Consider the following 17,241-nt stretch of genomic DNA (forward strand, 5'->3'; position numbering starts at 1 on the left):
GCTACCTCAACCAGCGTTCGATGCGCGCCATTGCCTCGACCATGTCGTCGTGGCTGCCGGCATAGGAAAACCGCATCGTCCGGTGCCCAGCCTGAGTGTCGAAGTCGCGGCCGGGCGTTGCCGCCACATGCGCCTCAGCCAGCATCTTGCGTGCGAAGGCCATGCTGTCATTGGTATGCCTGGTGACGTCACAGAAGGCATAGAAGGCGCCGTCCATGGGCGCTGCCAGCGGAAAGCCGAGTTCCGGCAGGCGTTTCATCAAAAGCTCGCGATTCCAGGCGTAGCGGCCTTTTACCGCCTCCAGCTCCTCGGTCGCCCTGAACGCTTCGATCGCGGCGATCTGCGACAGTTCCGGCGGCGAGATGTAGAGGCTCTGGGCGACGCGCTCGACCGGCCGCACCAGCTCTTGCGGCAGCACCATCCAGCCGATGCGCCAGCCCGTCATGCAGTAATATTTGGAGAAGGAGTTGATCACCGTCACGTCGCCGCCATAGGCCAGCGCCGTGGTGTCGGGGGCGGCATAGGCCAGCCGGTGATAGATTTCGTCGGAGATGACGGCGATGCCGAGCTCTTGTGCCGTCCTCACCAGAACCGCCAGTTCATCGGCCGGTATGACCGCGCCGGTTGGATTGGCGGGGCTGGCGAAGAGAACGCCTTTCAGCGGCTTTTCACGATGCGCGGTCTCGAGATGGCCGGCATGCAGATAGGCGGCGTCGCCGAGCTCGATCTCGACCACCTCGATGCCGAGTGCGGCCATGATGTTGCGATAGGCGGGATAGCCGGGTGCCGCGATGGCGACCCGGTCACCCCCATCGAACATCGCCAGGAAGGCGAGGTTGAAGGCGGCCGACGATCCAGTGGTCACCGCGATCCGGCCGGGCTCGATATCAAGCCCGTAGTGATCGGCATAGTGTCCGGCGATCGCCTTGCGCAAACCTGCCAGTCCCAGCGCATCGGTGTAGCCGATGCGTCCATCCTGCAGCGCCTTGGCGGCTGCGGCGCGAACCAGAACCGGTGCGGGATCGGAGGGCTGGCCGACGGCCATCGAAACAACCGGCACGCCCTGGGACTTCAGCCGGTTTGCCTCTGCCAGAATGTCCATCGCATGGAAGGGCTCGACATTGCCACGGCGTGAGAGCGAAACGACCATTTAACCAGTATTCCCGATGACTGACGGCGCCACGCACTGGCGCATGTGCCGCACAAATGCCCGATTGATGTGAGGATCACAAGTTGAGGAAGTTTCCGGCGCCGACTTTTCATCTTTCGCCCGCTCGTCTACCAGTGAGCCATCATGTTGAGCCGACCCAGATCGACGATTGCCCAGGCAGCGCGCGTCTTCGCGACGCTTTCGCTTGGCGTTGCCGTTGCAATGGCGAGCTCGGTCAGTGCCTTCGCCCAGAACGTGCCGGTGGTGCGCGACGCCGAGATCGAGGCGCTGGTGCGCGATTACGCGCGGCCGATCTTCAGGGCGGCCGGCCTGGCGAATGACGGCATCGACATCGTTCTGGTCAACGACCAGAGTTTCAACGCCTTCGTCACCGGGCGCCGGCTGTTCATCAACACCGGCGCGCTGATGACGGCTGAAACGCCCAACGAGATCATCGGCGTCATCGCGCACGAAGCCGGCCATATCGCCGGCGGCCACCAGCAGAAGCTGCGCGACCAACTCGAACGAGCCAAGACGATGGCCGTCATCGCGACATTGCTTGGCGCCGGCGCCATTGTCGCCGGTGCCACAACCAGCAGCCGCGGTCTCGCCGGCGCTGGCATGGGCGTGGCCGCTGGCGGCGGCGAGATGGCACAGCGCAGCATCCTCGCCTACCAGCGCACCGAGGAGATGACGGCCGACCGCTCGGCGATCACCTATCTCAATGCCACCGGCCAGTCCGGCATGGGCATGCTGAAGACATTCCGCCGCTTCCAGACCGCACTGTCGCTTTCGGGCGCCCAGGTCGATCCGTATCGGATCAGCCATCCGATGCCGCAGGACCGCATCGCCAATCTCGAAGTGCTGGTGAAACAGGACCCCAATGTCGACAGGCCGGACCCGCCCGCGCTGCAGCAGCGCCATGACATGATGCGGGTGAAGATCGCCGTCTACATGGAAGGCCAGGCGGCCGCGTCCCGGCTGATGCGAAAGATGCAAGGAACCCTCGCCGCGCAGTACGGCGACGCCCAGTCGACCTACCTGTTCGGCAACATCGCCGCCGCTCTCGCCAAGACCAATGCACTGATCAAAGCGCAGCCGAAAAATGCCTACTTCCAGGAACTGCGCGGCGACATCCTGATGAAAGCAAACAAACCCAAGGAAGCTGCGGACGCTTACGCCAAGGCGGTCAGCCTCGATTCGGCTCGGTCCGGTCTGCTGCCGGTGTCCGTGGGTCAGGCGCTGATGGCCGTCGGCACGCCCGACTCCCTCAAAAAAGCCGTCGTGCAGATCAACAATGGCCTCGGTCGCGACAAGGAAAATTCAGCCGGATATCGCTATCTGGCACAGGCCTATGGCGAGTTGGGCGACATATCCGGCGCTGAACTTGCCACCGCCGAAAGCCATTTTTATTCCGGCAGCTACAAGGATGCGAAGATTTTCGCCATGCGGGCGCAACAGCAGATGAAACGCGGCGAGCCGCGCTGGCTTCGCGCCCAGGATATCATAAACTACAGGCCGTCAACCAAGATCAAGTGAACCTTCCGGTCGCGCGCCACGACATAGCCAGACCGGAAAACAGGTAGAAGGAACAGGAACGATGAAAAAGGCACTGCTGCTGGGCACCACGGGGGTTGCGGTCGCCCTGGCCATGCTGGCTTTCGGATTCGTTGCCGGAAACCCGCAGATCGCCAAGGCCGGTACCGGGCAGCCGGTCGAGACGGCGGCGGCCAATACCAAGATCGACCGCACCGAGGTCGAAGGCATCATCCGCGACTATTTGTTGAAAAACCCGGAAGTCCTCCTGGAGGTCCAGGATGCGCTTGAGGCCAAGCAGAAGGAAGAGCAGCGCATCGCTCATCTCGGCGTGATCAAGGATGCCAAGGACCAGATCTTCAACTCCGCCTTCGACGGCGTCGTCGGCAATCCCAACGGCAAGGTCACCATCGTCGAGTTCTACGACTACAATTGCGGCTTCTGCAAACGCGCCATCGACGACATGCAGGCGCTGACCAAGACCGATCCGGACCTGCGTTTCGTGCTCAAGGAATTCCCCATCCTCGGACCGGATTCGCAGAAGGCGAGCGTGGTCTCGATGGCCTTCCACCTGATGCACCCGGAAAAGTACGGCGAGTTCCACAATGCGTTGCTCGGTGGCCAGGGGCGCGCCACCGAGGCGGCGGCCATGAAGGTCGCGCTATCGCTCGGTGCCGACGAAGCGGCGCTGCGCGAGAAGATGAAGGACCCGACAATCAACGAGGCCCTCGCCAAGACCTACGATCTTGCCAACAAGCTGGCGATCACCGGAACGCCGTCCTATGTCGTCGGCAACGAGGTGGTGTTCGGGGCGCTCGGGCAGGAAGTGCTGGCTGAAAAGATCGAGGCGGCGAAAGCCGCGCTCTGATCTTGCTCGCCAGCTATTTCTCACGGGCACATTTCCGCCTGTTGTGGACAGTGAAAGAACGCACTTGCGCTCTTTCCGCGGGCGGTTATGCCCATTATAGAGGGCCCAGCGCGCCGGCTTGATGACGGCGCCGGGAAAGGTCGGCTTTTTGAAAACGGTTTTCGTCCTGAACGGTCCCAATCTCAACGCGCTCGGCAAGCGCGAGCCGGGCATCTATGGCGGCAAGACGCTTGCCGCGATCGCCGACGACTGCAAGCAGGCAGGCACGGCGCTGGGGTTCGAGATCGATTTCCGCCAGTCGAACCATGAGGGCGACCTTGTCGACTGGATTCAGGAAGCCGGCGACAAGGCTGTCGGCATCGTCATCAATCCGGGCGCCTACAGCCACACCTCGATTGCCATCCACGACGCCATCCGCGCCGTCGCACCGTTGCCGGTGGCCGAAGTTCATCTTTCCAACATCCATGCGCGGGAACCATTCCGCCACGTCTCCATGGTCGCGCCGGTCGCCGTCGGCATGATCTGTGGCTTTGGGCCGCTCGGCTATACGCTGGCGCTACAGGCGCTGGCCGCACGCCTATGACCGGCCAACAAACAGAAGGCTCGAAAATGTCGATAAAGAAGACCGGTGTTGACCAGCAACTGATTCGCGATCTGGCGGGCATACTGAACGACACCAACCTCACCGAGATCGAGGTTGAACTGGGCGACCTGAAGGTGCGCGTCTCGCGGCAGGCGCCGGCTGTTCATGCAATCGCAGCGCCGCAGCAGGCCTATGCGCCGGCAGCAGCGCAAGCTGCCTCCGTAGCTCTGCCCGTTGTGGCAGATATTTCCAAGAACGCAGTCACCTCGCCGATGGTCGGCACGGCCTACCTGGCGCCGTCGCCGGACGCCAAGGCATTCATCGAAGTCGGCCAGAAGGTCAAGGAAGGCCAGACGCTGCTGATCATCGAAGCAATGAAGACGATGAACCAGATCCCCTCGCCACGCGCCGGCACGGTGACCGCGATCCTTTTCGAGGATTCGCAGCCGGTCGAATATGGCATGCCGCTCGTCGTGATCGAGTAGAGCGGGCCTGATGTTTCAGAAGATCCTCATCGCCAATCGCGGCGAAATCGCCCTCCGGGTGCTGCGCGCCTGCAAGGAACTCGGCATCCAGACGGTGGTGGTGCATTCGACCGCCGATGCCGACGCCATGCATGTGCGGCTCGCGGACGAGAGCGTCTGCATCGGTCCGCCGCCATCGCGCGACAGCTATCTCAACATCCATCAGATCGTTGCGGCCTGCGAAATCACCGGCGCCGACGCCGTGCATCCGGGCTACGGCTTCCTGTCGGAGAACGCCAAGTTCGCCGACATACTGGCCGCGCACAACATCACCTTCATCGGTCCGTCCGGCGACCATATCCGCATCATGGGCGACAAGATCGAGGCCAAGCGAACCGCCAAGCGCCTCGGCATTCCGGTTGTGCCCGGTTCGGACGGCGCCGTCACCGACCAGAAGGAAGCCAGGCGCATTGCCGCCGAGATCGGCTATCCCGTGATCATCAAGGCATCGGCCGGCGGTGGCGGGCGCGGTATGAAGGTCGCCCTCACCGAGGCTGACCTGGAGATCGCCCTGCAGACGGCGAGCACCGAAGCCGGTGCCGCCTTCGGCGACGATGCCGTTTATATTGAAAAATATCTGGAAAAGCCGCGCCATATCGAAGTCCAGGTGTTTGGTGACGGCTTTGGCCGCGGCGTGCATTTCGGCGAGCGCGACTGTTCCTTGCAGCGCCGCCACCAGAAGGTCTGGGAAGAGGCGCCCTCTCCCGCCCTCAATGCCGAAGAGCGCGCCCGCATCGGCGGCATCTGCGCCAAGGCGATCGCCGACCTCGGCTATTCCGGCGCCGGCACGATCGAGTTCCTCTACGAGAATGGCGAGTTCTACTTCATCGAGATGAACACGCGCCTGCAGGTCGAGCATCCGGTGACCGAAGCGATCACCGGCATCGATCTCGTGCACGAGCAGATCCGCGTCGCCTCCGGCGGCGGCCTCTCGGTGAAGCAGGAGGACATAAAGTTCAACGGCCACGCCATCGAATGCCGCATCAACGCCGAGGACCCGCGCACCTTCACCCCCTCGCCCGGCACGATCACCCATTTCCACACACCGGGCGGCCTGGGCATCCGCGTCGATTCCGGCGTCTATTCCGGCTACAAGATCCCGCCCTATTACGACAGCCTGATCGGCAAGCTGATCGTGCATGGGCGTAATCGCGTCGAGTGCATGATGCGCCTGCGCCGCGCCCTGGACGAGTTCGTCGTCGACGGTATCAAGACGACGCTGCCGCTGTTTCGCGATCTCGTCGGCAATGCCGACATCGCCAATGGCGATTATGACATCCACTGGCTGGAAAAATATCTGGCCAAGGAAGAGTAGCGCGGAGACGCGATGACCCGCCCCTACGCGCCCGGCTATCGCATCCCCACCGACCTGCTGCTCAAGGCCTACGCCTCGGGCGTCTTCCCAATGGCAGAAAGTGCCGGCGACCCGGAGGTGTTCTGGGTGCGGCCGGAGACTCGCGGCATCATCCCGCTCGATGGTTTTCACGCACCGAAGAGCCTGAGGAAAACGATCAAGAAGAACCCCTTCGACATCCGTTTCGATTTCGATTTCGAAGCCACGATCGACGGTTGCGCCGAGAAGCGGGTGGAACGGCGCTCGACCTGGATCAATGCGCCGATCCGCGAAGCCTATGTCGAGTTGCATCGGATAGGCCATTGTCATTCGGTCGAGGCGTGGCGCGAGGACCGGCTGGTCGGTGGCCTCTATGGCGTGTCGCTCGGCCGGGTGTTTTTTGGCGAGAGCATGTTCGCCAGGGAGACGGACGCTTCCAAGACCTGCCTTTTCTATCTCGTGGAGCGCTTGAAGGCACGCGGATTCGCGCTGCTCGATACGCAGTTCACCACCGAGCACCTCAAGCGCTTCGGCGCCGTCGACGTGCCGCGCGGCAAATATGAAAAGATGCTGGCCGACGCGCTGAAGGGCGAGGCCGTATTCTATCCCTGACGCCCAATTCTATCCCTGAAGATTGAGCCTACTTCCCAGTGGCGGCTTCCAATGGCGTCTGCGAATGGAACATCATCTTCCAGCCGTTGACGCGATGGACATAGCCGGTGCTGACCAGCGCGGCGTAAGGTTCGCCGTTCTCGCGTGTCGCATGTGCCTCGTAGGTCAGCATGATGATGTCGCTGCCCGGCTCGATAATACCCTTGAGGTCGATTTTCAGGTCGCGCCAGCGGTTGGGCTTGGTTGCGGTCTTGGCGAGATCCGCATTGTCCATCGCCTGTGCCATCTGCGGAAACGCCACCAAGCATTCGGTGTCGGCATTGGCCGCATAGTAGGCCGCGTCGCCCGTCCAGAATCCCTTTTCGAGTTCCAGCAACTCTGTCTTGCCGGCCGTGATCCGCTTGCTGTCTGACATCGGAAGATCCTCCCTGCGCATAAATGCGCGCTCATCCGTGCCCCAACGTATGGTGGCAAGGACGGTTCCGGAGGATCAGTTGGTGTCGGTCGTATCGGGGTCCGAAGCGTCCGGCTCCGTCACGCCAGGCTCTGTCACGTCCGGAGCGGTCGCGGCTTTCGGTTTGGCCGCGGCGGGCTTGGGCGCCTCGGCTTTGGTCGAGTCTGCCTTGGCGCCATCGGGCGCCGGCACATCCGACTTCTGCTTGCAAGCCTTCAGCCAGACGTCATAGACGGCATGCTCGACGGCATTGAGGCCGGGGCTTTCGGCAAACATCCAGCCGGTGAAGATGCGGCGGATCTTGCGGTCCAGCGTGATCTCGTCGACCTCGACGAAGGAATCTGTCTTCGGTTCTTCGGTCTGTGGCCGCGAATAGCAGACGCGCGGCGTCACCTGCAAAGCACCGAACTGCACCGTCTCGTCGATATAGACATCGAAGGTGATGATGCGGCCGGTGATCTTGTCGATACCGGCAAACTCGGCAACGGCGTTGGTAACCCGGTCCGATCCCGGGGCTGGCGCCGGCGCGGGGGCGGCGGGGGTCGGCGAAGCGGCAAACGCCGCGGTGCTGACGGCAAGACCGGCGGCTAGCGTCAGACCGCCCATCGATGTCAGGTTGAAAAAGCTCATGCAAGGATACCGGTGGTTCGCGCCCGGGTGATTCTGTCGATCGCCAAGGCTAGTCGCCGTTTTCTGATCAGCAAGCAGCTAAACACCAATTGTGGCGATAAAGCACCGGCCTGCACCCTACCATTACGACCCGGGCGTCCAGGCGTCGTAGTCGCCGGTAACCTGCGGACGATGCTGATTGGTCAGCACCGAGCCCTTCGGGCGATAGGCCGCCGGGCTGCCGGTCAGATTGGGCTGATGCGGCTTTTGCCAGTCGCGCGGCTTGTAGTCCTCGCTGGACGGCGCGACGTCGACGCGGTGGTGCATCCAGCCGTGCCAGCCGGGCGGTATCGCCGAAGCTTCCGAATAATTGCGGTAGATGACCCAGCGGCGCGTGCGGCCTTCCGAATCGATGCCGCCTTCGTAGTAGAAATTGCCGGTTTCGTCTTGGCCGACCTTCTTGCCGTACCGCCAGGTGTGCAGGCGCGTTCCAATCGTCTGGCTGTTCCACCAGGTGAAAAACTGCGTAAGGAAAGTCTTCATTTCAAAACCCTCGCGCCGGCAGCGCCCGTTTTCCTGCTTATGGCGTCAGGCCTTGCCGAAGGCAAGGCTTTTGCCACGGCGTGCGCGCAAATGGCTTGCCGGAAACCCGACACAAGCCTGTGATCCTGCCGGTCACTGCATGCACGCTTGCCAAGCCTTTACGGTATTTCTAAAGCTCTGCGCGCCCATGCCTGCATCCAGCCCGGCTTGAGGCCAAAGGAGGTGACGATTGGCCACGGAATTGCCGACCACCGACATTCGCATCAGCGCCGAGGCGATTCGCCACCGCAAGGGCGGCACGCCGATCGTTTGCCTGACCGCCTATACCTATCCCATCGCCCGTCTGCTCGATCACCATGTTGACCTGCTTCTGGTCGGCGACAGTGTCGCCATGGTCCTGCATGGCCACAAGACGACGCTGGGCGCCTCGCTGGAGATGATGATCGCACATGGGCAGGCCGTGATGCGCGGCTCGGCCAGGGCCTGCGTCGTCGTCGACCTGCCGGCCGGCAGCTATGAGGCAACGGCAGCGCAAGCCGTCGCCTCGGCGCGGCGGGTCGTCGACGAAACCGGCTGCCAGGCGGTGAAGCTCGAAGGCGGCCTCGACATGATCAGCCAGATCGAGGCCATCGCCGCCGCCGGCATTCCGGTCATGGGACATATCGGCCTGCAGCCGCAATCGGTGGAGAAGGATGGCGGCTACAAGATCAAAGGCCGCACCGAGGAGGCTGTTGCGGCATTGCTTCGCGATGCGCTTGCCGTCGAGAACGCCGGCGCTTTCTCGGTCGTCATCGAAGGCACGGTCGAGAGGGTCGCCGCCGAAATCACCCGCCGCATCGCCATTCCAACCATCGGCATCGGCGCCAGCGGCGACTGCGACGGCCAGATCCTGGTCATCGACGACATGGTCGGGCTGACCGTCGATCGCGTGCCGAAATTCGTCAAGGAATACGCGGATCTGCGCAGCGTGATCTCGCGTGCAGCTGAAAGCTACGCAGCCGAGGTGCGGGGCCGGACATTCCCCGGCCCCGGCCATGTCTTTTCGGCGACAAACAGCAGGGACGACGCATGAGCCAACCCGTCGTCGTCGACAGCGTGGCCGCACTTCGCGCGCAAATCCGGGACTGGCGGCGCAACGGCCTTCGTGTCGCCATGGTGCCGACCATGGGTGCTTTGCATGACGGACACATCTCGCTGGTCAGGATCGCGCTCCAAAAAGCCGAGCGCTGCGTCGTGTCGATCTTCGTCAATCCGACGCAGTTCGCGCCGAGCGAAGACCTCGACAAGTACCCGCGCCAACTCGCCCGCGACCTCGACCGGCTGGGCGCGGCAAAAGCCGACCTTGCCTTCACACCGACGGTTGGCGAGATGTATCCCGCCGGCTTCGCCACGAAAATCTCGGTCGGCGGCCCCTCCGCCGGGCTCGAATCGGACTTTCGGCCGACTTTTTTCGACGGCGTCGCCACCGTGGTGGCAAAGCTCCTCCTGCAGGCAACGCCCGACTGTGCGGTCTTCGGCGAGAAGGACTACCAGCAGCTTTGCGTGGTGAGGCAGCTCTGCCGCGACCTCGACCTGCCTGTCGAGATCATCGGCGCACCGACGATCCGCGACGCGCATGGTCTCGCCATGTCGTCACGCAACGCCTATCTCGATGAGGCCGAACTGAAGATCGCCCGCCAGCTCAACGTGATATTGCGCAATACGGCTGCGGCCCTGGCGGCAGGCGCCGGCCAGAGCGACGCAACCGAAGAGGCCAGCCGCGCCCTCATCGCCGCCGGCTTTCAGAAGGTCGACTATGTCGAGGCACGCCAAAGCCTGACGCTTGCGCCATGGCGTCGAAACCGCGAAGGGCGTCTTCTTGCGGCAGCATGGCTCGGCAAGACGAGGCTGATCGACAATGTGGAGGTTCCCGCTGCCTAGCGAGAAGGCTTCGGCCAGATAGACACGGGCCGCGACCAAGGTCGATGGTCCCGCACTCCCGGCGGATTGCCGCCGCGCCTAGCTCTCGCTCTTTTGTCCGCCGGCCCTGACGATCAGGTGTCCCGCCACGATCCCAACCACCCCGGCAAGGGCTTTCACCAATGCATCGATGAGGCGTGCATGGCGACCGGGATCAATGAGCTGAAGCAGTTCCAGCATGCCGGCGGTCACAGCCACAAAGATCACGACCTGATACAGTCGGTTGGGAAAGCCGATCGCCAGGGCGAAGCCCAGCAGGACATAAGCCAAGGCACGCTCGACATTCGCTTCAGCGAGGTGCGGCCGCATCTGGATCGGCGACAAGGTCGCGAAAATGATGATGGCGAGCAGCGCCAGCGCTGTAATGCGGGACAGTTTGGTCATGCCCTTGCATATCCGTCGTGAGCCGGCACAGCAAACGCCGCGATGACGCATGGCTTGATCGCTCTATTCATCCCGGTGGTCTATCCCAGCGGTTTCTCGAAACTCAGCGTCGTCGGCCTTGAGGTATCACGGGACTCTTCCGCGGCACTGACAGGCAAGAACCCTTTCGACCGATAGAAGGCGATGGCACCGCCATTGGCCTCCTCGACCTCGACGCGCAACGTTCGCGCTTCCGGGAAACTGGCTTCGACCTCGTCGAGCAGTGCTTGCCCGATCCCCCGCCGCTGACAGTCCGGATGGACGTAGAGCTGGTTCAACAGGATGATTTTCGCATCGGCGGTGGCGGCGGCGAAAGCCATGCCGCCGATCCGCTTGCCGTCATCGGCCACCAGGAATTCCGAGTTGGGCCGCGTCAGCCGCGAGCGGAGCGAAGCGATCGAGTGCCATTCGTCGGTGATCTCGGCGACTTTGGCAGCGCCATAAATGGCGTCATAGGTCGCATGCCACGTTTCCACCAGCAGCGTCCGCACAGCGGCAAGGTCGCGTTCACCTGCGGTGCGGACGAACACGGCGCTACTCGATGCCCAGCTTGGCCTTGACGAGGTCGTTGACGGCTTGCGGGTTGGCCTTGCCGCCGGTCGCCTTCATTACCTGGCCGACGAACCAGCCGGCCATGCTCGGCTTGGCGCGCGCCTGTTCGACCTTGTCAGGGTTGGCGGCGATAACGTCGTCGACGGCCTTCTCGATGGCGCCGGTGTCGGTGACCTGCTTCATGCCACGGCTCTCGACCAGTTGGCGCGGGTCGCCGCCCTCATTCCAGACGATCTCGAACAGGTCCTTGGCGATCTTGCCGGAGATGGTGCCATCCCTGATCAGATCGATGACCGCACCGAGCTGCTCGGGCGAAACCGGAGCGTTTTCAATGTCTTTTCCGGCCTTGTTCAATTGCCCGAGCAGATCGTTGATGACCCAATTGGCGGCAAGCTTGCCGTCGCGGCCGGCGGCCACCTTTTCGAAATAGTCGGCGATCGGCTTTTCCGAAACCAGGATCGAGGCGTCATAGACGGACAGGCCGAGCGACGCGATCAGCCGCGCCTTCTTGTCGTCCGGCAGTTCCGGCAATTCCTTGGCCAGCGCATCGACATAGGCCTGGTCGAATTCCAGCGGCAAAAGGTCGGGATCGGGGAAGTAGCGGTAATCATGCGCCTCTTCCTTGGAGCGCATCGAGCGCGTCTCGCCCTTGACGGCGTCGAACAGCCGCGTCTCCTGATCGATCTTGCCGCCATCCTCGAGGATGGCGATCTGCCTGCGCGCCTCGTAGTCGATGGCCTGGCCGATGNTCCTGATCGATCTTGCCGCCATCCTCGAGGATGGCGATCTGCCTGCGCGCCTCGTAGTCGATGGCCTGGCCGATGAAGCGGATCGAGTTGACGTTCTTGATCTCGCACCGCGTGCCGAACTCGCCGCCCGGCTTGCGCACCGAAACGTTGACGTCGGCGCGCATCGAACCTTCGTCCATGTTGCCGTCGCAGGTGCCGAGATAGCGTACAATGGTGCGCAACTTGGTGACATAAGCCTTGGCTTCGTCGGCCGAGCGCATGTCCGGCTTGGAGACGATCTCCATCAGCGCCACGCCGGAGCGGTTGAGATCGACATAGGACATGGTCGCATGCTGGTCGTGCATCGACTTGCCGGCATCCTGCTCCAGATGCAGCCGCTCGATGCCGACCTCGATGTCCTCGAATTCGCCCTGGCGGTCCGGGCCCACCGAAACGATGACCGTGCCCTCGCCGACGATCGGCTGCTTGAACTGTGAAATCTGGTAGCCCTGCGGCAGGTCGGGATAAAAGTAGTTCTTCCGATCGAAGACCGACTTGTGGTTGATCTGCGCCTTCAGCCCCAGGCCGGTACGGATCGCCTGCTTGACGCATTCCTCGTTAATGACCGGCAGCATGCCCGGCATCGCCGCATCGACCAGGCTGACATTGGCGTTAGGCGGCGCGCCGAAGGCCGTCGAGGCGCCCGAAAACAGCTTTGCTTCCGAAGTGACCTGCGCATGGACCTCGAGGCCGATGATGATCTCCCAGTCGCCGGTTGCGCCGGGGATCAGGCGTTTTGCGTCAGGAGTACGGGTGTCGATAAGGGACATGGCGGCCTGCGAACTGGAATGATGGGAAGCTGCATTAATGCACATTCTGATTTGCAACTTCGCTAGTGCAAACCGCCAAAAGAGACAAGCGCAAAGCCACGGACTGGCCTTTTCAGCCGCGTTCGCCTATAGGACGCTCATTCCAATGGAGAGTGGATGTCCACTTACGCTCAGTCCCGGTAAGGCCCTGACCTCCTGGCGAGGCAGGGCAGAAAACCGAAACCCCGTGCCGCGAAGCTTCGCGGCGGCGGCATTTTTTGTTTTCCCGGAAAACTCTCACATGGACATTTCGCGCATAGAACAGAGCATCCTGCACCTGCTCGCGCAGGGTGGACGCATTGAAATCGAAAAGAACGAGAAAAAGCGGATCGCCTCCGTCAAATGCCTGACCCGCGACGGCTGGCATTATCCGGGCGTCGATCTCGATATGTTTCGAAAACTGAAGCGTAAGAAGGCGGTTTCTTCGTCGGGAGGCGGCCCTTACCGCATCACCCGGCGCGGGCTCGCGCTCGTCCGCTCCGAACTCGACAACAGGTAAACCACGGCTCCGCCGGTCGGTTCTCCGGCCGGCGGTTCGCCTCGCCGCTCAGGCGGTGGCGATATAGGCCCTGATCTCGTCGGCCTCGCGCTCGACATCCTCGATGCGGCGCTTGACCACATCGCCGATGGACACGATGCCATCGAGCATGCCGTCCTTCTCCACCGGCAGATGGCGGAAGCGGCCTCGGGTCATGATCTCCATCACCTCGTTGACGGTGTGATTCTCGTTGCAGATCTTCACCTTCGGCGTCATTGCCGAGCGCACGGCGATATCCAGCGCGGCTCCACCTTCGCGGGCGACAACCCGGACGATGTCGCGCTCTGACAGGATGCCGACGATCTTGCGATCGCCATTGGTGATGACCAGCGCACCGATCTTGTGCTCTGCCAGGATGCGGATGGCTTCGCTAAGCTTTTCGTTCGGCCCGAGCGTCAACACGTCATGGCCTTTTCTCTCGAGAATTGCCTTCACCGTCATGGCGTCCTCCTCTGCTTTGCCTGCCGGTTCCTGCCCTGACCGGCCTTCACGTAAGAGTGAACATCGTGCGCCGTGATCGGTTGCATTTCAAGTGCGGTGGTCGGTCGTCTCCCATTCAGGCGCCTGCCATCGCCTGTCGAACCAACGCAAGCCGAAGAAGCCCGCGAAAAAGCCGCCAATATGGGCCTCCCAGGCGATCTGACCATCTACCCCTGGGGCAAACCCGAGCAGGCCGGTGGCGAGATTGATGACCATCCACATGGCGAGGAAGATCACGACACCGCGCAAGCGCAATACGAATGCGATCGGCAGCACAGGGCCGGCGAAGGCGGCCTTGCCGGCCGAACGGTCGGTGCGGAAGCCGAAACGCGCCGCAGCCCCCATCATGCCTGATATCGCACCGGAAGCCCCGACCAGCGGCGCCTCACCATAAGGATGGATCGCCCAGAAAAGCGCGACCGAAGCCAACCCGGTTGCGGCAAAAAACAGCGCGAACCACAGCGTTCCCAGGCGGTTTGCCAATGGTGAACCAAACGCGGCGAGCCACACCATGTTGATGGCGATATGAGCAAAGCCGCCATGCATGAAGGCATAGGTGAAGGGCCGCGAAAACAGGAACCAGTCGAAGCCGTATTGCCCGGTGTAGAGAACGGGGATGAAGGCCCCGTCATACAGCAATGTCATCTGCTGGGATTCGCTCAACACATATTGCTGCAACAGGTAGACGACGACGCAGATGCCGATCACCGCCAACACGACGGGTGGCAGGTTGAACACCGGCTCGCGCCGTCGTCGCGGCGCGTCGTCCATCTGTTCCGTGTCCGAAGGGTTTACCGGTTCGTTCATGCGCATCTGGTCCAGGAATTCCTGCGCGTCCTTTAGAGCAAGGATGTCCGGGTTGGAACAATTCTGTTTTCTCAACAGCGAACGCCCGGCACCGCATCGTCTTCATTTGCTACGAAACCGAAAGGAAGCGAAGTGGAAATGCTCCGGGATTTGAAAAACTCGCAATGAGCGTTCTCGGAAGCGATGGGCCTCCCCCCTAGAATGCGGCCAATTTCAAAGGGGTCTCCACATGATCAAGCATATTCTTTCGCTGGCGGCAGCCGCCGGCATAGCCGGTCTCGCCACCGCGGCTTCGGCGCAGGGCATATCCGGCGCGCCGGCACCCTTCGATAAGGGCGGCGTCAAGATCGCCGTCGTCAGCTTCCTCGGCTCCGGTGACTGGCTCCAGGCATTCGAGGCCGGCGTGAAGCGCCAGGCCGATGCGCTCGGCATCGAGGCCAACATCTCGCAGGCGCGCAACGACATCAACACCGAGCGGCAGTTGATCCAGCAGGCGATCAATCTCGGCGTGCAAGGCATCATCATCAACAACGGCCAGCCAGAAGCCATCAAGGACGTCGCACAGGCAGCGCTTGACGCCGGCATTCCAGTGGTGGCCTACGACACCAACCTCGACAACCCCAAGATCCCGCAGGTCGAGCAGTCCGATGCCGACATGGCGCGCCTCGTGCTCGACCAGGCGGTCAAGGACCAGGGCGAGAAATTCGACGGCGGCGTCCTCTATGTCGCCGGCTTCGCACCGCTCGACCGCCGTTATGCGGTGTGGAAGGATTTCGGCAAGAAGTACCCAGGCATCAAGGAAGTCGCCACCTGGGGCGTGGTCAACGACACCGTTGCCGCTTCGGTCGCCGACCAGACCAAGGCTGTGCTCACCGCCAACCCGACGCTTTCGGTCGTCTTCGCCCCATGGGACGAGTTCGCCCGTGGCGTGAAGCTCGCCATCGACGAGCTTGGCGTGGCAGACAAGGTGAAGATCTACGGTGTCGATATCTCGACCTCGGACATCCAGGCCATCCTCGAACCGAATAGCCCGTGGGTGGCGACGGCGGCAACCAACCCGGCCGTCGTCGGCGAGGCTTCGGTGCGCGCGCTGGCCCAGCTGATCGCCGGACAGAATCCCGGCCATTCGGTGCTGATCCAGCCGACGCTCGTCACCAGAAAGGACCTCGTCGACAACAACATCAAGACGATCGAGGACCTGCAGGCGAAATTCCCGGCCTTCAAGGACAGCGATGCCGCAAAGGCACCGTGGATCCCGGCGACGAATTGAGCTTCAGCGCCTTCACAAAATCAGCGATCCAAACAATCATCCCCCGGCCTGCTGGGGGATGATTGCGCCTGCCTCCGCCACACCACCCGCTGCGACAGGCAAAGTACGCCGGACCGACCTTTTGAAAGACAATTATGGTTTCTGTCCCCACCCCCGACTATTCCAGGAACATGCGCCTGATCGGTCATTCCGACCAAGGCGGGCGGCCGGACGGATTGCAGGTGATGGTGCATCGCGGCTTCGCCTATGTCGCGCATCCCTGGTCACAAGGCTTTTCCATCATCGATGTACGGGATCCCAAGAATCCGGGCGGGACGGTGTTCGTGCCCGCGCTGCCGAATACCTGGACCATCCATCTGCAGACGCATGAGGATCTGCTGTTGGTCGTCCATGCACGCGATCTGTTCGCCGACGCCGCTTTCGCGTTCGACGAGAAGGTCTACTACACCCAGTCGATCGGCGAGACGATCGGCACCGCGTCTGGTTCGGGCGCGGCGCGGACCTGGTCGGCCGGCATGGCCGTCTATGACATCTCGAAGCCGACGCAGCCTCGCCAGATCGGCTTCTTCCCGGTCGACGGCATCGGCATCCACCGCATCTGGTACGTCGGCGGGCGCTACGCCTACGTATCGGCGCTTCTCGACGGCTACAGCGACTACATCCTGCTGACGGTCGACCTTCAGGACCCGGCACGGCCAGTCGAGGCCGGTCGCTGGTGGATTCCAGGAATGCATCTTGCCGGCGGCGAGACACCCGGCTGGCCCGACGGCCGCCGCTATGCGTTGCATCATGCGGTCGTCGAGGGTGATACCGCCTATGCCTGCTGGCGCGACGGCGGGTTGACCGTCCTCGATGTCGCCGACCCTGCCCTGCCGAGGCTGATCAGCCACAGGAACTGGTCGCCGCCCTATGGTGGCGGCACCCATTCGGCGCTGCCGCTGCTCAAACGCGGCTTGCTCGTTGTCGCCGACGAGGCCGTGCTCGACCATGAGGAGGATGGGCGCAAGCTCACCTGGATCTTCGACATACGCGATCCGGCGAACCCGATTTCGATCTCGACCCTGCCGACCCCGGACGAGACCGATTACACCGCCAAGGGCGGACATTTCGGTCCGCACAATCTGCACGAGAACCGGCCGGGCAGCTTTGTGTCAGACACCCTGATCTTTGCAACCTACCAGAATGCCGGCGTGCGCGTTTTCGACATCTCCGATCCCTATCGCCCAAAGGAGACCGGGGCGCTGGTGCCGCCGGCTCCCAGCCGCATGGTCGACAAACGTCCGAATCGGCCGCAAGTGATCCAGTCGACCGACGTATTCGTCGACGCCAACGGCATCGTCTATTCGCCGGATTACAATGCCGGACTGGCGATCATGGAATATGGCGGCTGACAATTACGACCG

21 protein-coding genes are annotated in these 17,241 nt (G+C 62.6%); 11 read left to right on the forward strand and 10 right to left on the reverse strand.

Features of this window, described 5'->3' with window-relative positions; translation table 11 throughout:
• Position 1 precedes the first annotated feature (1 nt).
• Positions 2-1,150, reverse strand: coding sequence for an aminotransferase class I/II-fold pyridoxal phosphate-dependent enzyme (locus X735_RS146900; RefSeq protein WP_023812129.1), 1,149 nt, complete (start codon positions 1,148-1,150; stop codon positions 2-4).
• A 144-nt stretch (positions 1,151-1,294) separates the two neighbouring features.
• Between X735_RS146900 and X735_RS146895 the strand changes: the two genes are divergently transcribed.
• The 6 genes from X735_RS146895 (at position 1,295) to aat (ending at position 6,606) form a co-directional block, all read left to right on the forward strand.
• Complete coding sequence (locus tag X735_RS146895; RefSeq protein ID WP_023812130.1) at positions 1,295-2,689, forward strand: M48 family metalloprotease; 1,395 nt, start codon at positions 1,295-1,297, stop codon at positions 2,687-2,689.
• A 61-nt stretch (positions 2,690-2,750) separates the two neighbouring features.
• Positions 2,751-3,554, forward strand: coding sequence for a DsbA family protein (locus X735_RS146890; protein ID WP_023812131.1), 804 nt, complete (start codon positions 2,751-2,753; stop codon positions 3,552-3,554).
• Between the two features lie 148 nt (positions 3,555-3,702).
• Positions 3,703-4,137 carry a type II 3-dehydroquinate dehydratase gene (aroQ, locus tag X735_RS146885; protein WP_013531359.1) on the forward strand — a complete coding sequence of 145 codons (435 nt, stop codon included), beginning with the start codon at positions 3,703-3,705 and terminating at the stop codon, positions 4,135-4,137.
• Positions 4,138-4,163: 26 nt separating this feature from the next.
• The gene (gene accB / locus X735_RS146880; RefSeq protein ID WP_023812132.1) at positions 4,164-4,622 is read left to right on the forward strand and encodes an acetyl-CoA carboxylase biotin carboxyl carrier protein; all 459 of its coding nucleotides are present in this window, start codon (positions 4,164-4,166) and stop codon (positions 4,620-4,622) included.
• A 10-nt stretch (positions 4,623-4,632) separates the two neighbouring features.
• Positions 4,633-5,976 (forward strand): acetyl-CoA carboxylase biotin carboxylase subunit, encoded by a 1,344-nt coding sequence (gene accC / locus X735_RS146875; protein WP_023812133.1) that lies wholly within the window; start codon positions 4,633-4,635, stop codon positions 5,974-5,976.
• Positions 5,977-5,988: 12 nt separating this feature from the next.
• Positions 5,989-6,606 (forward strand): leucyl/phenylalanyl-tRNA--protein transferase, encoded by a 618-nt coding sequence (gene aat, locus X735_RS146870; RefSeq protein ID WP_023812134.1) that lies wholly within the window; start codon positions 5,989-5,991, stop codon positions 6,604-6,606.
• Positions 6,607-6,634: 28 nt separating this feature from the next.
• On the opposite strand, the gene X735_RS146865 is transcribed toward aat, so the two are convergent.
• From X735_RS146865 to X735_RS146855, 3 genes are all read right to left on the reverse strand, one after another.
• Complete coding sequence (locus X735_RS146865) at positions 6,635-7,021, reverse strand: hypothetical protein (protein ID WP_023812135.1); 387 nt, start codon at positions 7,019-7,021, stop codon at positions 6,635-6,637.
• Positions 7,022-7,096: 75 nt separating this feature from the next.
• Positions 7,097-7,690 carry a DUF2155 domain-containing protein gene (locus X735_RS146860; protein WP_023812136.1) on the reverse strand — a complete coding sequence of 198 codons (594 nt, stop codon included), beginning with the start codon at positions 7,688-7,690 and terminating at the stop codon, positions 7,097-7,099.
• A 123-nt stretch (positions 7,691-7,813) separates the two neighbouring features.
• Complete coding sequence (locus X735_RS146855) at positions 7,814-8,212, reverse strand: NADH:ubiquinone oxidoreductase subunit NDUFA12 (RefSeq protein ID WP_013531353.1); 399 nt, start codon at positions 8,210-8,212, stop codon at positions 7,814-7,816.
• Positions 8,213-8,441: 229 nt separating this feature from the next.
• On the opposite strand from X735_RS146855, the gene panB reads away from it, so the two are divergent.
• Complete coding sequence (gene panB / locus X735_RS146850) at positions 8,442-9,284, forward strand: 3-methyl-2-oxobutanoate hydroxymethyltransferase (protein ID WP_023812137.1); 843 nt, start codon at positions 8,442-8,444, stop codon at positions 9,282-9,284.
• Entirely contained in the window at positions 9,281-10,132 is an 852-nt protein-coding gene (gene panC / locus X735_RS146845) for a pantoate--beta-alanine ligase (RefSeq protein ID WP_023812138.1), read from the forward strand. The genes panB and panC overlap by 4 nt, the downstream gene beginning before the upstream one ends.
• A 78-nt stretch (positions 10,133-10,210) precedes the next feature.
• On the opposite strand, the gene X735_RS146840 is transcribed toward panC, so the two are convergent.
• From X735_RS146840 to gatB, 4 genes are all read right to left on the reverse strand, one after another.
• Complete coding sequence (locus X735_RS146840; protein ID WP_023812139.1) at positions 10,211-10,555, reverse strand: antibiotic resistance protein VanZ; 345 nt, start codon at positions 10,553-10,555, stop codon at positions 10,211-10,213.
• An 80-nt stretch (positions 10,556-10,635) separates the two neighbouring features.
• The gene (locus X735_RS146835) at positions 10,636-11,124 is read right to left on the reverse strand and encodes a GNAT family N-acetyltransferase (protein WP_023812140.1); all 489 of its coding nucleotides are present in this window, start codon (positions 11,122-11,124) and stop codon (positions 10,636-10,638) included.
• Between the two features lie 4 nt (positions 11,125-11,128).
• A complete protein-coding gene (locus X735_RS1000000169875) occupies positions 11,129-11,857 on the reverse strand; it encodes a hypothetical protein (RefSeq protein ID WP_245273255.1) in 729 nt (242 codons plus the stop codon).
• The gene (gene gatB / locus X735_RS1000000169880) at positions 11,754-12,704 is read right to left on the reverse strand and encodes an Asp-tRNA(Asn)/Glu-tRNA(Gln) amidotransferase subunit GatB (RefSeq protein ID WP_245273250.1); all 951 of its coding nucleotides are present in this window, start codon (positions 12,702-12,704) and stop codon (positions 11,754-11,756) included. Before gatB ends, X735_RS1000000169875 begins: the two co-directional genes overlap by 104 nt.
• 280 nt (positions 12,705-12,984) lie before the next feature.
• Here gatB and X735_RS146830 point away from each other — a divergent pair, with 280 nt between their 5' ends.
• Positions 12,985-13,242 carry a YjhX family toxin gene (locus X735_RS146830; RefSeq protein WP_023812141.1) on the forward strand — a complete coding sequence of 86 codons (258 nt, stop codon included), beginning with the start codon at positions 12,985-12,987 and terminating at the stop codon, positions 13,240-13,242.
• 48 nt (positions 13,243-13,290) lie between these two features.
• Here X735_RS146830 and X735_RS146825 read toward each other — a convergent pair whose 3' ends face one another.
• Together X735_RS146825 and X735_RS146820 are read right to left on the reverse strand one after the other, a co-directional pair.
• Entirely contained in the window at positions 13,291-13,722 is a 432-nt protein-coding gene (locus X735_RS146825; RefSeq protein ID WP_023812142.1) for a CBS domain-containing protein, read from the reverse strand.
• An 87-nt stretch (positions 13,723-13,809) separates the two neighbouring features.
• Entirely contained in the window at positions 13,810-14,568 is a 759-nt protein-coding gene (locus X735_RS146820) for a rhomboid family intramembrane serine protease (protein ID WP_023812143.1), read from the reverse strand.
• Between the two features lie 229 nt (positions 14,569-14,797).
• Here X735_RS146820 and X735_RS146815 point away from each other — a divergent pair, with 229 nt between their 5' ends.
• Complete coding sequence (locus X735_RS146815) at positions 14,798-15,838, forward strand: substrate-binding domain-containing protein (protein WP_023812144.1); 1,041 nt, start codon at positions 14,798-14,800, stop codon at positions 15,836-15,838.
• 134 nt (positions 15,839-15,972) lie between these two features.
• Positions 15,973-17,229 carry a hypothetical protein gene (locus tag X735_RS146810; RefSeq protein ID WP_023812145.1) on the forward strand — a complete coding sequence of 419 codons (1,257 nt, stop codon included), beginning with the start codon at positions 15,973-15,975 and terminating at the stop codon, positions 17,227-17,229.
• The last annotated feature ends 12 nt before the right edge of the window (positions 17,230-17,241 follow it).

The organism is Mesorhizobium sp. L2C084A000 (genome assembly GCF_000502875.1).
Taxonomy (GTDB): Bacteria; Pseudomonadota; Alphaproteobacteria; order Rhizobiales; family Rhizobiaceae; genus Mesorhizobium.

Excerpts from the sequence above, each read along its gene's own strand:
- X735_RS146820 (WP_023812143.1), bottom strand. The coding sequence starts at position 14,568 with ATGAACGAACCGGTAAACCCTTCGGACACGGAACAGATGGACGACGCG.
- X735_RS146895 (WP_023812130.1), top strand. The coding sequence starts at position 1,295 with ATGTTGAGCCGACCCAGATCGACGATTGCCCAGGCAGCGCGCGTCTTC.
- X735_RS146810 (WP_023812145.1), top strand. The coding sequence starts at position 15,973 with ATGGTTTCTGTCCCCACCCCCGACTATTCCAGGAACATGCGCCTGATC.
- X735_RS146900 (WP_023812129.1), bottom strand. The coding sequence starts at position 1,150 with ATGGTCGTTTCGCTCTCACGCCGTGGCAATGTCGAGCCCTTCCATGCG.
- X735_RS146890 (WP_023812131.1), top strand. The coding sequence starts at position 2,751 with ATGAAAAAGGCACTGCTGCTGGGCACCACGGGGGTTGCGGTCGCCCTG.
- X735_RS146825 (WP_023812142.1), bottom strand. The coding sequence starts at position 13,722 with ATGACGGTGAAGGCAATTCTCGAGAGAAAAGGCCATGACGTGTTGACG.
- X735_RS146830 (WP_023812141.1), top strand. The coding sequence starts at position 12,985 with ATGGACATTTCGCGCATAGAACAGAGCATCCTGCACCTGCTCGCGCAG.
- panC (WP_023812138.1), top strand. The coding sequence starts at position 9,281 with ATGAGCCAACCCGTCGTCGTCGACAGCGTGGCCGCACTTCGCGCGCAA.
- X735_RS146865 (WP_023812135.1), bottom strand. The coding sequence starts at position 7,021 with ATGTCAGACAGCAAGCGGATCACGGCCGGCAAGACAGAGTTGCTGGAA.
- X735_RS146840 (WP_023812139.1), bottom strand. The coding sequence starts at position 10,555 with ATGACCAAACTGTCCCGCATTACAGCGCTGGCGCTGCTCGCCATCATC.
- accB (WP_023812132.1), top strand. The coding sequence starts at position 4,164 with ATGTCGATAAAGAAGACCGGTGTTGACCAGCAACTGATTCGCGATCTG.
- X735_RS146860 (WP_023812136.1), bottom strand. The coding sequence starts at position 7,690 with ATGAGCTTTTTCAACCTGACATCGATGGGCGGTCTGACGCTAGCCGCC.
- X735_RS146815 (WP_023812144.1), top strand. The coding sequence starts at position 14,798 with ATGATCAAGCATATTCTTTCGCTGGCGGCAGCCGCCGGCATAGCCGGT.
- accC (WP_023812133.1), top strand. The coding sequence starts at position 4,633 with ATGTTTCAGAAGATCCTCATCGCCAATCGCGGCGAAATCGCCCTCCGG.
- aat (WP_023812134.1), top strand. The coding sequence starts at position 5,989 with ATGACCCGCCCCTACGCGCCCGGCTATCGCATCCCCACCGACCTGCTG.
- X735_RS146855 (WP_013531353.1), bottom strand. The coding sequence starts at position 8,212 with ATGAAGACTTTCCTTACGCAGTTTTTCACCTGGTGGAACAGCCAGACG.